Below are 14,603 nucleotides of genomic sequence, written 5' to 3' on the forward strand. Positions count from 1 at the left end.
GCCCTCAGACCGCTACCGATTTCTGCAACTGCAGCACCAGGTCGCGGCTGGCGAGCGCGGTGCCATGGGCCGACTTGAGCGGGCGCAGGCGGTGCGCGCACACCGGCACCAGCACGGCCTGCACGTCTTCGGGAATTACGTGGTCGCGCCCCTCCAGCGCGGCCCAGGCGCGCGCCGCCTGCAGCAGCGCGATCGCGGCGCGCGGCGACAGGCCTTCGGCAAACAGGCCGTCGCGGCGCGACGCCTGCGCCAGCGCCTGCACATAATCGATCAGCGACGCGGAGGTATGGATCTGGCGCAGTCCCTGCTGGGCGGCGGCCAGCTCGGACGGCTGCATCGCCGGCGCCAGGGTCTTGAGCATGCTGCGCCGGTCTTCGCCCATCAGCAGCGCGCGCTCGGCGGCGGCGTCCGGATAACCCAGCGACAGGCACATCAAAAACCGGTCGAGCTGCGATTCGGGCAGCGGGAAGGTGCCTACCTGGTGGGTCGGGTTCTGGGTCGCGATCACGAAGAACGGCTCGGGCAGCGCGCGCGTGACGCCGTCGGCCGTGACCTGGCGTTCTTCCATCGCCTCGAGCAGGCCCGATTGGGTCTTCGGCGTGGCGCGGTTGATTTCGTCGGCCAGCAGCACCTGCGTGAAAATCGGGCCGGCGTGGAACACGAAGCCGTTCTTTTCCCGTTCGTAGACCGAGATACCGGCGACGTCGGCCGGCAGCAGGTCGCTGGTGAACTGGACCCGGTTGAAGCGCAGGCCGAGCGAAATGGCCAGCGCATGCGCGAGCGTGGTCTTGCCCACGCCGGGGACGTCTTCGACCAGCAAGTGGCCGCCGGCCAACAGGCAAGTCAGCGCCTGCCGCACCTGCTGGTCCTTACCGACGATCACCGTGCCAACCTGGCGCGCGACTGCGTGCAATTTTTCAAACATGTGCTTCCCCGTGTACCGTAAAGACAGCCGCTGGCGTGTTAGATTAGCGCTATCGAACCATTATTCATCCGTCATCCGTGCCGTCGATTCTATGCGAGAACAGCAGGGCCGTGCGGGATTGATGACAGCGCCAAAGAAACCGAGAACATGAGCACAGCAATCTACAGCCATATCGACTGCCGCATGCACGAGATGGGCGAATGGCATCCCGAATGCCCGGCGCGCCTCGAGGCGATCGACGACCAGCTGATCCTGGCGCGCATCGACGACCTGATCGAGCACCGCGAAGCGCCGCTGGCCGAGCTGCCGATCATCGCCCGCAACCACTCGCTTGAGGCGATCGCGCGGGTGCGCGAAAACACGCCCGAGCATCCCGGCGACTACTATCCGCTCGATGGCGACACCCTGATCAATTCGTGGAGCTACAAGGCGGCGCTGCGCGCCGCCGGCGCCGCCGTCGCGGCGACCGATGCCGTCATCGCCGGCACCATCGACAACGCGTTCTGCTCGGTGCGCCCGCCGGGCCACCATGCGCGTCCCGGCGAGGCCATGGGCTTCTGCCTGTTCAACAACGTCGCCATCGCCGCGCGCCACGCGATGGAGTCGCATGGCCTCAAGCGGGTGGCGATCATTGACTTCGACGTCCATCACGGCAACGGCACCGCCGAGTCGTTCCACGACGATCCGCGCGTGCTGATGGCGAGCTTCTACCAGCACCCGTTCTACCCATACAGCGCGCCCGAACCGATCAGCGCCACCCACGTCAACATCCCGGTGCCGGCCTACAGCAAAGGCGACGTGGTGCGCCAGCTGGTGCTCGAGCACTGGCTGCCGGCGCTGCACGCGCACCGGCCCGAAATGATCTTCATCTCGGCAGGGTTCGACGCCCATGCCGAAGACGACCTGGGCCAGATGGGCCTGGTCGAGGCCGACTACGCCTGGATCACCCAGCAGCTGATGGCGGTCGCGCGCGAGCATGCGCAGGGCCGCATCGTCAGCTGCCTCGAAGGCGGCTACAACCTGTCGGCGCTGGCCCGCAGCGTCGTGGCCCACATCAAGGTGCTTGCCGAACTCGACTGAGTTTGGTTTTCTGTCTCCATAAACGCACAGTTGAGGCAATCTCAACCGTGCGGATTGACATGCATATATCCCATCGGTAAATTTATTGCTGACCGGCAGCACGGTCGTTCTATTTTTACGCCAACCGCCCAGCCGTCTCACCCGATTGTTTCGTCCGTTGTTCCCATACAAGGAGAAATACATGAGTCGATTCACGCGCATCTTCGTCACGCTTTTCGTCCTTTCGCTGACCGCCGCATCCGGCCTGGCCAGCGCCGCCAACTACACGCTCTGGATCAACGGCCGCACCGGCGGCGGAGTGGTCGGCAACTACAACAGCTTCACCTACTGGGGACCGGGGACCACGGCCGCGGGCGTCAACAAGAAATCGGTCAACTGGGACGGCTACAACAGCATCTCCTCGCAGAACGGCAAGATCCGCGATGCGCTCGACTGCTTCTGTACCGGCACCAACTGGTGCTATGTCGCGACCCACAGCGCGGGCGACCTGATGATGGGCTATACCATGGCGAACTACGGCAGCTCCTCGCGCATGAAGAAGAACGCCACGCCGAATTCGGCCGGCGTGTGCGGTAACGCGGACGGCAGCGCGCAGACCGGCTGGAACATCAAGTGGGTGCGCGCAGCGTCCGGTGCGGGCGGCGGCTCCGAGCTGTCCGATGCCGGCTCGTGGACCACCTCCGAGCCGCTGGTCAAGGACCTCAAGACCACCACCGCGCGCGCCATGTACAACCACAACGCGACCGCCAACGTCTGGTTCTACATGTACGCCGGCGCCAAAGGCACCGCCTACTCGGGCATCCTGCCGGGGCAGGACGACGAGGCGGTGGCCTATCACAGCACCGGCGGCGTGTCTGGCTCCTCGGGCGGCTCGTGGTGCAACCCGAGCGACTGGCTGTGCAACGACCTCACGCTCGGCACTGCGGCCAATGAAGGAGGGCGGACCAAGTGGAGCTACCATTCGGTTAGCTTCAGGGACGATAACGAAGCGTACAACCATTACGCCAATGGTAATTGGGGCGGCATCGTCGGGGTAGTGCGCAACGCGGTAGTCAATAGTGCCTACTAAACGAAGCAAAGCAGGCCTGGTCGGCGTCGTCGTCGCCGTGGCGGTGGCGCTGGCGGTCGTGTTCTGGTCCGGAGAGGGCCAGGAGGCGGCGCCGCCGCTGCCGGCGCCGGTCAGCACGGCAGCCGCCGTCCAGACCTCGACCCAGCCCGGCGGCCCGCTGGGCTTGCTGCCCGCGGGACCCGAGCGGGCCGAGCAAGCACGCTTGCTGGCCGAGCAGTTCCAGCTCGCCGACCACACTTACTGCAGTTACCTGGCGAGCACCAGGTATCCGGTGTCGTCGCGTCCGATCGCCGAGCATCCCGACCAGGTCTATCCGAACCAGCTGGTCACCGAAACCACACCGATGCGCGGCGAGGGCGGTCGTGGCGGCGACCCCAACGTGCTGCTCCAGACATCGCAGTCGCGCGTGTTCATGGTGGCCGGCGAAGCGGTGGCGTTCTCGCTGCGGGCCGTCAACGCCCAGGGCGGCACCTTGCCGCTGGTGGTCACGCGCGCGGTGTCGGGCGGGCTGACCTTTGGTGGGGCGCGCCCGGCGGCGCAGGTGTCGCTGGCGTTCTCGGACGACGGCTCCGGCGCCGACCCGGTCAGCGGCGACAGCCACTACGCGGCGGTCCTGGCGCCTGCGCAAACCTCGCTCGCGCAGTTCAACGGCACCATCCGCACCGAAGTGCGCTACACCGTCAATGGCCGCGCGGGTGTGGCGCTATTCGACGTCATCTACAGTCCGGAAGTCCCCGCGCTGTGGGCGGGCGCGGCGCGCGAGGTGATCGACGACGGCTCGCTGTCGTATGTGCTCAAGGCCGACGTGCGCCAGGCCGGGCGCTACATCGTCACCGGCCGTGTCGACGATGCCAAGGGCAAGCCGTTCGCGCTGGCGACCTTCAACGACGTGCTGCGCGCCGGTCCGAACGAGATCAAATTGACGGTATTTGGCAAGCTCCTGCACGACAAGGCCCCGGCCATGCCGCTGACCTTGCGCGACGTCGACGGCTACCTGCTAAAGGAGAACGTCGACCCCGACCGCGCGCTGATGCCGCGCCTCGAGGGCAAGGTCGTCACCGGCAAGGCGCACCCCTTGCGCAGTTTTTCGGACGCTGAATACGCGGGCGAGGAACGCACGCGCCACCTGGAAGAATTCTCCAAAGACCTCACCCGGGCCAGGGCCGCGCTGGCCGCGCTCGATCCCGCCCAGCCGCCTCCGGCGAGCCAGTGCGCCGCCAGTGCCGTAAAATAGCGGTTCTACAGAGGATTTTGAAAGCGCAGCATGTCGATACAATGGTACCCGGGCCACATGAACGCCGCCCGCAAGAAGGCGGCGGAACAGATGGAGAACACCGACCTGGTGATCGAGGTGCTCGACGCGCGCCTGCCTGAAGCGAGCTGCAACCCGATGGTCGAAGAGCTGCGCCTGTTCCGCCAGCGCCCGTGCCTGAAGATCCTCAACAAGGTCGACCTGGCTGACCCGGAAGCGACCAAGGCCTGGAGCGCCTATTACGACGCCCAGGAAGGCGTGACCGCTTACCCGATGACCACCAAGAAGCCGGCCGACGTGGCACGCATCCCGGACCTGTGCCAGTCGCTGGCGCCGCACCGGGGCGTGCCGACCAAGCCGCTGCGCATCATGATCATGGGGATCCCGAACGTCGGCAAATCGACCCTGATGAACGCGCTGCTGAAGAAGAAAGTGGCGAAGGTGGGCGACGAGCCGGCCGTCACCAAGATGCAGCAGAAGCTTTACCTCGGCAAGAACACCATTTTGGTCGATACGCCCGGCATGCTGTGGCCTAAAATCGCCATGGCCAGCGACGGCATGATGCTGGCCGCCAGCCACGCGATCGGCTCGAACGCGCTGATCGAAGAAGAAGTCGCGGTGTTTTTGGCTGAAGTGCTGCTGGAGCGGTATCCGCACCTGCTGACCGCGCGCTATGGCTTCAAGCTGGAAGGCATGGACGCGATTGCCGTGGTCGAAGGCGTGGCGGCGCGGCGCGGCTTCCGCCAGAAGGGCGGCGACCTCGATTTCGAAAAGGCCGCGCACACCTTCCTGCAGGACTACCGCAGCGGCGCGCTAGGCCGCATCAGCCTGGAAACGCCGGAGAGCCGCGCCGCGCGCCTGGTGCAGCATGAAGCCGAGATGGCCGCCAAGGCCGCCAAGGCTGCCGCCGTGGCGGCTGAAAAAGCCGAACGCAACGCGCGCGGCAAGCGCGGCACGACCTAAGGTCCTGCCACCCTCAACCGCCATTCCCTCCGGCCGCTTTACTGCTTTACATCCACAGCGGCCAACTGTTTATTCTGCTCGTCCAGCCAGGTTTTCAATGGCGCAAAATAATCGAGCAAGGCGGAACCGTCGATCTTGTCTTCGCCTGTGGCCGCCTTCAGCGCCTCCTGCCATGGCTTGCTCGCTCCCATTTCCAGCAGAGTTTGCAACTTGGCGCCTGCCTTCTGACTGCCATAGATCGAGCAGCGATGCAGTGGTCCCTTGTATCCGGCTTCCGCGCACAGGGAGCGATGTAGCTGGAACTGCAGCAGATGGGCCAGGAAGTAGCGTGCGTAAGGCACGTCGGCCGCGACGTGGTATTTGGCGCCGGCATCGAAGCCGCCGGCAGTCATCGGCGCCGGGCGGCTCACGCCCATGTACTGCTCGCGCAGCTGCCACCAGGTTTTGTCGTAGTCGTCCGGCTTGACTTTGCCGGCGTAGACATCCCAGCGCCATTTGTCGACCGAGTAGGCAAACGGCAGGAAGGCCACCTTGGACAGGGCCACTTGCAGCAATTCGCCGATCTCGGCATCGGCTTCGGGCGCCTTGTCCATGAGGCCGAGCTGCTGGTAGTAGCTCGGGGTCATCGACAGCGCCACCGTATCGCCGATGGCTTCATGGAAGCCATCGTTGGCGCCGTTCTGGAACAGGATCGGCTGCTTCTTGTAGGCCAGGAAATAATAGATGTGGCCCAGCTCGTGGTGGATGGTTTTGAAGTCTTCGGCGGTCGGTGTAATGCACATCTTCATGCGCACATCGTCCAGGCGGTCAAGGCTCCAGGCCGATGCATGGCACACCACGTCGCGGTCGGCGGGCTTGGTCAGCAGGGAACGCGTCCAAAACGTCGCTGGCAGCTTCTGCATGCCGATCGAGGTGTAGAAGCGCTCGGCGTACTGCGACATTTCCTTGGCCGACATCTTGCGCTCGACCAGCACCTTGCTCAGGTCAAAGCTGCCGCCGCCGGTCGACGGCTTGAGCAGCGGATAGATGTGCTCCCAGTTCTGGCTCCACATGTTGCCGAACAGATGGGCCGGCACCGGACCGGTCGCCGGTACCACGGCGGCGCCATAGTTCTGGCGCAGCTTCAGGCGGGTGTAGGTGTGCAGCGATTCGTACAGCGGCTTAACCTGCTGCCACATACGCTCCATCTCGGCGGCGAACTGCTCGGGCTTCATGTCGTACTGCGAGCGCCACAGCGCGCCGGTGTCGGCGAAGCCCATTTCGCGCGCGCCTTTGTTGGACAGCGCCACATAGTCGACGTATGTCTGCTTGTAGCTCGGCGCCTGCTGGTGCCAGCCGGCCCAGGCGTCCTTCAGCTTGAGCGGGTCGCGGCTAGTGGCCAGGATCTTTTCCAGCTCGCCCAGCGCGAGGCAGGCATCCTGCGCCCCGCTCGGGCAGTATTTGGCCTTGCCGTAGGCGCCGGACAGGGTGGCCTGCTTGCTGGCGTAGTCTGCGCGCTCCTTTGGATCCGACAGCATCAACGTCAGCTGCAGCAGCTTGAGCTTGCGTGCAGCGTCATCCTTCAGCTTGAGGCCGTTGTACCGGCGCGCGGCCAATGCCGCTTCGCCCTGTGAGTTCAGGGCCTTTTCGCCGAAATAGGCCGCAATCGCCTCGGTGTCGTCGGTAATGAAGTTGGCGCCGATCCACTGAGCGCGGACGATGTTCTCGTACTCGTTGGCGAAGCGGGTTTCGGTGGCGGATATAAATTTCTCCGCCTCGGCCACAGTCGGTTTGGCCTTCGGTGCGGCCAGCGCGCTGGTGGCGGCTGCGATGGCGGTCAGCGCGAACAGCGCGGCGACGCGGGATGGGCGTGGCAGTGTCAAGCTTGTCTCCTTCAGTTATATGGGCCGGCTTCGTTGTGCGAAGTTGCCGACAGTATAGCTAAGCGCTGCCGTTGCACGCTAGCTTTGGCGGATTCACGCCTACTATCGGGTAACTGGCGAACGACGCTGTGGAAGCGTTCTGCGGGCGCTTCAGCGGAGGGCTGCTTCTGGCCGTTCTCGGCCGTTCAATGTAAGGCAGCTGTCGACTCATTCCGGACGTACCAGAACCAGCCAACCTAATTGTTGAGTCTGTGGATTCGTTCGATTTCTGCAGGTGATATCTTCAACAGACATTGCTCTACTGTTGCAGCTGCTACCGACAGCGGAAAATACATCGTAATGATTTCTCCGCCTGGACGCGCCTCTGATGACTGAGACTCATGCGGTAGATCGCATTCGTCGCCAAGATAGTCGGAAATGAAATCGAAAAGCTCATAGTCGTCGACGACAAGGACACATCTGCTCTGCTCGTACATTCCAATCTGGATGTGTGGAAGAAGCTGTTTCATACGTACCTTGAAGAGCACTTGGGATACAGAACGAGAGTGCCAGTTGCTTACATTTGGCGACGAAGCTTGGTCAGTTGATTCAAGTAATTGGCTCAGCGAGACAACGGTTCGCCTTTCTCTACGCAAGTTTCCAGGAAACCATTGGCCGGAACAGTTGAACGTAGAGATTGACTGCGTAGCTTTAACAGCGGTTGTGCTTCCTTCAGCGAAGTTTGCCCTTGTAGACCTTGAAGCAGGCCTCAACCGTGCGCTTACTTGGGTTTGAGTGGGAATTCCTGCGGTTTAACCAATGTGTTACGAGTACCGATTGAATGCACAACCCAGAGCAGACGCACCAATCTTCAACATAAAGGCTTGATCGTCACGTGCTCAAGAGTCGGGAATTCTTGGAGTGGGGCAAAGTCCACCTTCCACATGTCGAGCTCATAGAGCCGCCCGCTTTGGTCTGAACTGAGCGCGATACGCACCAGGACACCATCGTAATCTACATATTCTGCCTCTACAAGATGCCTGCCTAGCGGCCGGCGCCCTCCCGCAAATTCTAGGCTACCCATGCCGCCATCATTCATATCGCGTACTTGGGCATGCTCAAGTTGGCGAAGCAGCTGATCACCGCCGCTTACATGTCCAAGTAGAGCGTGTATCAATGAGTGCTCTTCGGGACGGAGAGGGCGTAAGGCTTCTTGATCTTGGTCTGACACCGCACTCCTCCAATTTGAAAACGTATCAACGCTGCTGATGGGGCCAGACGTCCGCTGCTGGCCGAAGGTGGCCGTTAACTCAGCATATCAGCCCTCCACGGCCGAGAAATCGCAGACTATCACGAAGGACCGGGATCGCAGCCGAAAGCAGCCCGTGCCAACCGGGTAGACGCTCGATCAACGGGAAAAGAAATGCAGCGAACAGTTCGAGAAGATTCAGGCGGGCACCGTCGCGGATCTGCTACTGGTCATCACGAATGCAGCGACAAAACCGATGCCTGCCACTCCCCAGGTAAGTGCAGCCACGACTTCGAATAGATTGAGCAGTTCGGTATGTGTGATTGCCAAAGGGACGAGTAGCAGCGCGCGTAACAGGCAGATCGTCGCGATCCCGGCAAGCATCGTGCGCAATAAAGGCAGGCGCCTGACCAATCCGAGGGCCGAGCAGGCATACGCCGCACAGATACCCATCAGAACTGCAATACCTGCAGCCGAAACTGGAGCAGGCCATGTACCGGCTTGTGCTGAGGCCACAATCTGGGGCGGCGCCCCAAAGAATGCATACCAGGACGGCCCTCCTGCAATAGCGGCGATATGGATAGCGACGCCAACGAGGGAGATCCCCGCAGCGAGGTAGACAAGCGAAGTATTGTGGTTTTTCATCGCTCTCAAATTACCATAACGTCATGAAAAAAAATGCGCGAAAAGTCACAGGAACAGTGTCTGCGCTATCCAGTTACGGGTTGGCGGCCTTGCCGAAACGGAAGCTCGATACCGCCAGGTGGCCGAGGAATTCATCTTCGTGGATACACGCAGGCCGCCGCTCCATGCTCAGCCGCGACGAACAGCGGCATCAAGTGTTCTTCTCGCCGATGGGCCATGCGCGCATGCGGGGCCTCGTCCCAGCGCAGCAGTATTACGACATTGGGGCCAGGTCCATGCAATTAGGATATTGCTCAAAAACCAACACAGAGCGTGGTTTGTCGGATATCGTAAGAGCTTTCCCCGCTATCAGCCACGCATGCGCATATCCTTCCCTACCTTGATTCTGCTGGCTTGCGCGTTCTGCGCCAGCGCGGCGCCGGCGGCCGAGCCTGCTTCCCCTGCGTCGATTCCGGTCGAGCAGTTCTTCAAGAAAGCTGCTCTTACCGGGGCCAGCATGTCGCCGAACGGCCGCCACGTCGCGTTGCGCAGCATCTCGCGCACTGGCCGCGTCATGCTGTCGGTGCTGGACGTCGAGAGCGGGAAGGGCAAACCGTTGGCCAACTACGGCAATGCCGATATTGACAGCTTCTCCTGGCTCAGCGATGACCGTATTGCCTTTTCGGTCATCAATGTGGACGAAGGCGGCGACGTCGGCGAGCCCGGGCTCTACACCATTGACCGTGACGGGAAAAATCTGAACGCACTTTCGGTAACGCTTCAGCGTCCCCGATCCTTCGCCGACAGCGATGGGGGCGGCCATGGCTATCTGGCCGAGCCCAGCGTTGACGGCTTCCCCTCTACAACGAAGGACGAGATGCTGGTGATCGCGCACGACGACGACAACAGCACTCTCAGGCGCATGAGCACGCGAACGGGCCGCACGTCGTCGATTGCCGTGCCGAGATACACCCGTCGCTGGTTGATGGGGCCCGACGGGCAGGTCAAGGTCGCGATGACGCGGCGCGACGGTCGCAAGGCCGTGTATTTCCGCGCAGACGACAAGGAGTGGGTCAAGGTTCACGACCAGGAAGACGAATCCCCGGATACCTTTATTCCCCTGCTCTATGTGGACAACAAGTTGTACGTGCGAGCTCACAACGGCAAGGACAAGGCGGCGGTCTATCTGTTCGACGTCGCCACCAGGACCATCGACCCCAAGCCCCTGATCGTGTCACCCGATTTCGACGTCAACGGTTACTTTTTGGTGGACAGCAAAAAAATGCTGGGCTTCCGTTTCCACATCGATGCCGAAGTGACGGTCTGGTTTGATGCGGCCATGAAGGCAGCCCAGGAAGAAATTGACCAAATTCTGCCCGGCACGATCAATACCTTGTCGGTCGGCGCGCGCAGCGAGACACCATACGTCCTGATCAATGCAGATTCCGACCGCCAGGACCATGTGTACATGCTCTTTAACCGCGAAACGAAAAAGCGGACCATGCTCGGCGAACGGCGGCCCGGCATCGATCCGGCCCAGATGTCGCGCATGAATTTTGCGCACTTTACCGCGCGCGACGGCTTGAAGGTGCCCGTGTACGTGACTCTGCCTAATACGAAGGTCCAGAAGAACCTGCCGATGGTGGTGCTCCCGGGTGAGCTTCCATGGACCCGCAATGGCATGTGGGGCTGGCAGGCGGAAGTGCAGTTCCTGGCATCGCGTGGCTACGCCGTCATCCAGTCGGAGCCGCGTGGCGCGTCCGGCTTCGGCGTGCGCCATTCGACGGCCGGCGACAAGCAGTGGGGTCTGGCGATGCAAGACGACCTTGCCGACGCCGTCAAATGGGCGGTGGCCGAAGGTATCGCCGACCCACGCCGTGTCTGCATCGCTGGCAGCGGTTACGGTGGCTATGCTGCCATGATGGGGCTGATAAAGACGCCGGAACTGTACCGCTGCGGCGTGAACTGGTCCGGCATCACAGACATACAGTCGATGTTCGACCGGAACTGGAAACATATCGCCGACTCTTACGGCCACGCAGATCTGGCGCTGCGCAAACTTGTCGGCGATCCGGAGAAGGACGCGGTGCAGTTCAAAGCTACATCACCGCTGCACCAGGCGGCGCGCCTCAAGTCGCCGTTGCTGTTGGCGTATGGGGAGGACGACCAGCGCGTTCCGTTCCGGCATGGTCGCAAGTTATATGAAGCGCTCAAGCCGGGCAATCCGCACATCGAATGGCTGTCCTACAAGTCGAACGTGGAAGACTGGCGCACGCGCGCCAACCGGATCAACTTGTGGACCCGCATCGAGGCCTTCCTCGACAAGCACATCGGCGATCAACGCCCCCCGGCCGTCGCTGTTAGCAACTGAACGTCCGCGGTTGGCCGAGGTGGAAGTGGTTCAAGGCTGAGCAGAATGGCCGAACCGGAAGCTCGACACCGCCAGGTGGCCGAAAAATTCATCTTCGTGGTACACGCAGGCCGCCGCTTCATGCTCGGCGGCGCCATATGCGACGAACAGCGGCAGCAGGTGCTCTTCGCGCGGATGCGCCATGCGCGCATGCGGTGCCTGGTCCCAGTGCAGCAGCGCGCTGGTGCGCTCAGCCGGCGGCAGTTCCAGGATCGCGAAGCGCAGCCAGTCGTCGAATGCATGCGACGCCAGCCGGCCGGAAGGGCCGAACTGCTGCAGGTTGTGATAACTCAGTCCGCTCCCGATAATCAGCACGCCTTCGTCGCGCAACGGTGCCAGCGCGCGGCCCGCGTCCAGGTGTGCCTGCGGATTGAAGCCGTGGCGCAGCGACATCTGCACCACCGGGACGTCGGCCTCCGGATACACCGGATACAGCATGCTGAAGGTGCCGTGGTCGAAACCGCGGTTTGGATCGAGGCCTGCGTTGAAGCCCGCCTGCGCCAGCAGGATGCCGGCGCGCGCCGCCAGTTCCGGCGCGCCCGGCGCCGCATACTTGACCTGGTAGGTGTGCGACGGAAAGCCGCCGAAATCGTAGATCATGCCCGGCTTGGCGCTCGACGACAGCGTGAACTCGCGCTCTTCCCAGTGGCTCGATACTACCAGGATGGCGTTCGGGCGCATCCCGATCTGGCGCGGAATGTCGGCCAGCGACGCTTCCAGCACATCGTAGGTGGAGCCGTACTGCTCCTTCATGAACGGCCAGGGACCGCCGCCATGCGACAGGAAATACGTGGGTAGGGCGTTGGCCATGCTGCCTCCGGTGCGGTGAGTGTCGATCTCGATTCGTTGCAGCTTATACCGTATGCGGCGGGCCGGTAAACATCCGGCGCGCGCGTTGCGCTTATAATATCGGTGTTTTGGTGCCCGCCGGCGTGATCACGCTGGCAGTTAAACGGGAAACACGACGCTGCTGCGCGATACGCCAGCGGCCTGCGTGTGCTGCCCCCGCAACGGTAAACAAGCGTCGCCGCATGCCGGCGACTGGCCGCCCCGAACACCACTGTGCCATGGCATAGGAAGGTGGGGCGGTCTGACTTGCGAGCCCGGATACCGGCCAAAGCAGGTGGAAGCGCGCGCCCCTGGCCCGCCTTCCGTTGAATCCGGCTTGCGGGGACGCAGGCCGGATGCTCACATTCGAAAAAAAGCACCATGAAACTTCACGCAGCATTTCGCCGCGCCCCGGCCGCCAGGCCGCTTGCGCTCGCCCTCGCACTGTCCGCCTGCTTTACCGCTAACGCCTTCGCCCAGCAAACCATGCCTTCGGTCCTCGTGACCGGCGCACGCTTTGCCAGCGATCCGGGTCTGTACCCGATCGCCGCCACCGTCATCGATGCGGGCCAGATCCGCCGCGCCGGCGTCACCGACGTCAACCAGGCCATCCGCAAGATCGGCGGCGTCTACGGCCGCCAGAGCCTGGACGGCTCGCCCGACTTCAGCCTTGACCTGCGCGGCTTCGGTTCCAACAGCAGCCAGAACATGGTGGTGGTGCTCGACGGCGTGCGCATGTCGGAAAATGAACTGAGCGGTCCGATCCTGTCGACCATCCCGATCGACAGCGTCGAACGCATCGAGATCGTGCGCGGCGGCGCCAGCGTGTTGTACGGCGACGGCGCGACCGGCGGCGTGATCCAGATCTTCACCAGGCGCGCGGGAAAGAACGAAGGACGCGGCATGCTGAGCGTCGAAGCAGGTGGGTTCGGCCTGCGCGACGTACGCGCCAGTGCGGCCCGCAGCTGGGATGCATTCGCGATCGACGCCTCGGTCAGCGATCTCAAGACCGACAACTACCGTGACCATAACCGCTTCGAGAACCGCAGCTTCAGCGGCGGCCTGCAGTGGAGCACGAGCGCCGGCCGCGTCGCCGTGCGCCTCGACAGCGCACGCCAGGACGCCGAGTTTCCAGGTTCGCTCACCCAGGCGCAGTTCGACCTGAACCCCGAAATGGACAGCACGCCGGATGACTTCGGCGGCCTCAAGTCCGACCGTGTGACAGCGCTTTTTGAGCACAAGGTCGGCGCGACCGACTTCGCAGCCGAATTGTCGCAGCGCGAGAAGACCGTCACCGCGACCTACTACTTCACGTTCGGCGGCGTCACCAGCGCGTCGGCTGCCACCTACGACAGCCGCCAGACCCAGTTCTCGCCGCGCCTGCGTCACCTGAGCGGGTTCGACGGCATGCTCAACGAATTCGTCGCCGGTGTCGACCTGATTCGCTGGACCCGCGACACCGAATCGGGCTTCTCTGCCGCCGACGCCACCCAGAAGTCCAAGGCACTGTACCTGCGCGACGAAATCCGCTGGAACGCCGCGCACAACGCCCGCCTGTCGCTTGGCGCGCGCCGTGAATCGTTCGACAAGGAGACCGTCGATGCGCTGGCATTCCCGGCGCTGAACGAACGTGTCAAGCAGACGCAGAACGCATGGGAAGTGCAGGCCAGCGGCGACCTGATGCCGCTGCTGAACGTATACGGCAAGGCGGGCCGCAGCTTCCGCATGCCCAACTCGGACGAGAACGCTTTCCGCTCCGGTCCTGCGCCGCTGCGCGCGCAGACCTCGCGCGACCTCGAACTGGGCGCCACCTACGGCAGCCAGGACCAGCAGCTTGGTGCGCGCGTGTTCCGCCACAAGCTCAAGGACGAGATCTTCTACGACCCGACCATCAACTTCGGCGTCAACACCAACCTCGATCCGACCCGCCGCCAGGGCGTGGAGCTCGACGCCAAGGCACTCATCGCCGCGGACTGGCGCCTGAGCGCCAGCCTTCAGCACGTGAAGGCCGAGTTCACCGATGGCCCGAACGCCGGCCGCGAGATGGTGCTGGTGCCGGAGTACGTGGCCACCGCGCGCTTGTCGTGGGCGCCGGCTGGCGGCCATAGCGCCGACATCGGCGTGCAGTGGGTCGACAGCCAGCGTTTCGGCAGCGACTTCACCAACAGCTGCGGTGCGCGCATTCCTTCTTACACCACCGTCGACGCACGCTACGCGCGCCGTGTTGGCCAGTGGGAGTTCGCAGTGGCGGGCCTGAACCTGGGGGACAAGGAGTACTACAGCAACGCGTTCAGCTGCCGCGCCGGTATCTACCCGGCCGATGGCCGTCAGTTCCGGGTCTCCGCCCGCTACGACTTTTAAG

General features: G+C 63.2%; 12 protein-coding genes and 1 riboswitch. Of the genes, 6 read left to right on the top strand and 6 right to left on the bottom strand.

All coding sequences use genetic code 11. The features are described from left to right. Positions 1–4 precede the first annotated feature (4 nt). Positions 5–925 (bottom strand): AAA family ATPase, encoded by a 921-nt coding sequence (locus tag I4X03_RS05815; RefSeq protein WP_223467051.1) that lies wholly within the window; start codon positions 923–925, stop codon positions 5–7. Positions 926–1,072: 147 nt separating this feature from the next. Here I4X03_RS05815 and I4X03_RS05820 point away from each other — a divergent pair, with 147 nt between their 5' ends. From I4X03_RS05820 to ylqF, 4 genes are all read left to right on the top strand, one after another. Then, positions 1,073–2,005, top strand: coding sequence for a histone deacetylase family protein (locus I4X03_RS05820; protein ID WP_223467052.1), 933 nt, complete (start codon positions 1,073–1,075; stop codon positions 2,003–2,005). 181 nt (positions 2,006–2,186) lie between these two features. Further along, positions 2,187–3,074 carry a hypothetical protein gene (locus I4X03_RS05825; protein WP_223467053.1) on the top strand — a complete coding sequence of 296 codons (888 nt, stop codon included), beginning with the start codon at positions 2,187–2,189 and terminating at the stop codon, positions 3,072–3,074. Next, a complete protein-coding gene (locus I4X03_RS05830; protein WP_223467056.1) occupies positions 3,064–4,308 on the top strand; it encodes a hypothetical protein in 1,245 nt (414 codons plus the stop codon). Before I4X03_RS05825 ends, I4X03_RS05830 begins: the two co-directional genes overlap by 11 nt. A 57-nt stretch (positions 4,309–4,365) precedes the next feature. After that, positions 4,366–5,289, top strand: coding sequence for a ribosome biogenesis GTPase YlqF (ylqF, locus tag I4X03_RS05835; RefSeq protein ID WP_229428102.1), 924 nt, complete (start codon positions 4,366–4,368; stop codon positions 5,287–5,289). Between the two features lie 38 nt (positions 5,290–5,327). Here the strand turns inward: ylqF and I4X03_RS05840 are convergent, their stop codons facing one another. The 4 genes from I4X03_RS05840 to I4X03_RS05850 all read right to left on the bottom strand — a co-directional run bounded on the left by I4X03_RS05840 (position 5,328) and on the right by I4X03_RS05850 (position 9,024). Continuing rightward, entirely contained in the window at positions 5,328–7,151 is a 1,824-nt protein-coding gene (locus I4X03_RS05840; RefSeq protein WP_223467062.1) for a M2 family metallopeptidase, read from the bottom strand. 236 nt (positions 7,152–7,387) lie between these two features. Beyond that, positions 7,388–7,660 (bottom strand): hypothetical protein, encoded by a 273-nt coding sequence (locus tag I4X03_RS05845; protein WP_223467064.1) that lies wholly within the window; start codon positions 7,658–7,660, stop codon positions 7,388–7,390. A 341-nt stretch (positions 7,661–8,001) separates the two neighbouring features. After that, positions 8,002–8,361, bottom strand: coding sequence for a DUF6984 family protein (locus tag I4X03_RS23405; protein ID WP_441295273.1), 360 nt, complete (start codon positions 8,359–8,361; stop codon positions 8,002–8,004). Between the two features lie 216 nt (positions 8,362–8,577). Then, a complete protein-coding gene (locus I4X03_RS05850; RefSeq protein WP_223467067.1) occupies positions 8,578–9,024 on the bottom strand; it encodes a hypothetical protein in 447 nt (148 codons plus the stop codon). A gap of 358 nt (positions 9,025–9,382) precedes the next feature. Between I4X03_RS05850 and I4X03_RS05860 the strand changes: the two genes are divergently transcribed. After that, positions 9,383–11,374, top strand: a complete 1,992-nt coding sequence (locus I4X03_RS05860; RefSeq protein WP_223467068.1) for a S9 family peptidase — start codon at positions 9,383–9,385, stop codon at positions 11,372–11,374. Positions 11,375–11,404: 30 nt separating this feature from the next. Here I4X03_RS05860 and I4X03_RS05865 read toward each other — a convergent pair whose 3' ends face one another. Continuing rightward, positions 11,405–12,223, bottom strand: coding sequence for a DODA-type extradiol aromatic ring-opening family dioxygenase (locus I4X03_RS05865; protein ID WP_223467071.1), 819 nt, complete (start codon positions 12,221–12,223; stop codon positions 11,405–11,407). Positions 12,224–12,314: 91 nt separating this feature from the next. After that, positions 12,315–12,546, top strand: a riboswitch (cobalamin riboswitch). 76 nt (positions 12,547–12,622) lie between these two features. Here I4X03_RS05865 and I4X03_RS05870 point away from each other — a divergent pair. Then, entirely contained in the window at positions 12,623–14,602 is a 1,980-nt protein-coding gene (locus tag I4X03_RS05870) for a TonB-dependent receptor (RefSeq protein WP_223467073.1), read from the top strand. Position 14,603 lies beyond the last annotated feature (1 nt).

The organism is Massilia soli, from assembly GCF_016809835.1.
Lineage (GTDB): Bacteria > Pseudomonadota > Gammaproteobacteria > Burkholderiales > Burkholderiaceae_D > Telluria_A > Telluria_A soli.

What these genes read in the sequence shown, in the direction of transcription:
- I4X03_RS05850 (WP_223467067.1), bottom strand. Translation starts at nt 9,024, where the DNA reads ATGAAAAACCACAATACTTCGCTTGTCTACCTCGCTGCGGGGATCTCC.
- I4X03_RS05820 (WP_223467052.1), top strand. Translation starts at nt 1,073, where the DNA reads ATGAGCACAGCAATCTACAGCCATATCGACTGCCGCATGCACGAGATG.
- I4X03_RS05825 (WP_223467053.1), top strand. Translation starts at nt 2,187, where the DNA reads ATGAGTCGATTCACGCGCATCTTCGTCACGCTTTTCGTCCTTTCGCTG.
- I4X03_RS05865 (WP_223467071.1), bottom strand. Translation starts at nt 12,223, where the DNA reads ATGGCCAACGCCCTACCCACGTATTTCCTGTCGCATGGCGGCGGTCCC.
- ylqF (WP_229428102.1), top strand. Translation starts at nt 4,366, where the DNA reads ATGAACGCCGCCCGCAAGAAGGCGGCGGAACAGATGGAGAACACCGAC.
- I4X03_RS05870 (WP_223467073.1), top strand. Translation starts at nt 12,623, where the DNA reads ATGAAACTTCACGCAGCATTTCGCCGCGCCCCGGCCGCCAGGCCGCTT.
- I4X03_RS05845 (WP_223467064.1), bottom strand. Translation starts at nt 7,660, where the DNA reads ATGAAACAGCTTCTTCCACACATCCAGATTGGAATGTACGAGCAGAGC.
- I4X03_RS05815 (WP_223467051.1), bottom strand. Translation starts at nt 925, where the DNA reads ATGTTTGAAAAATTGCACGCAGTCGCGCGCCAGGTTGGCACGGTGATC.
- I4X03_RS05860 (WP_223467068.1), top strand. Translation starts at nt 9,383, where the DNA reads ATGCGCATATCCTTCCCTACCTTGATTCTGCTGGCTTGCGCGTTCTGC.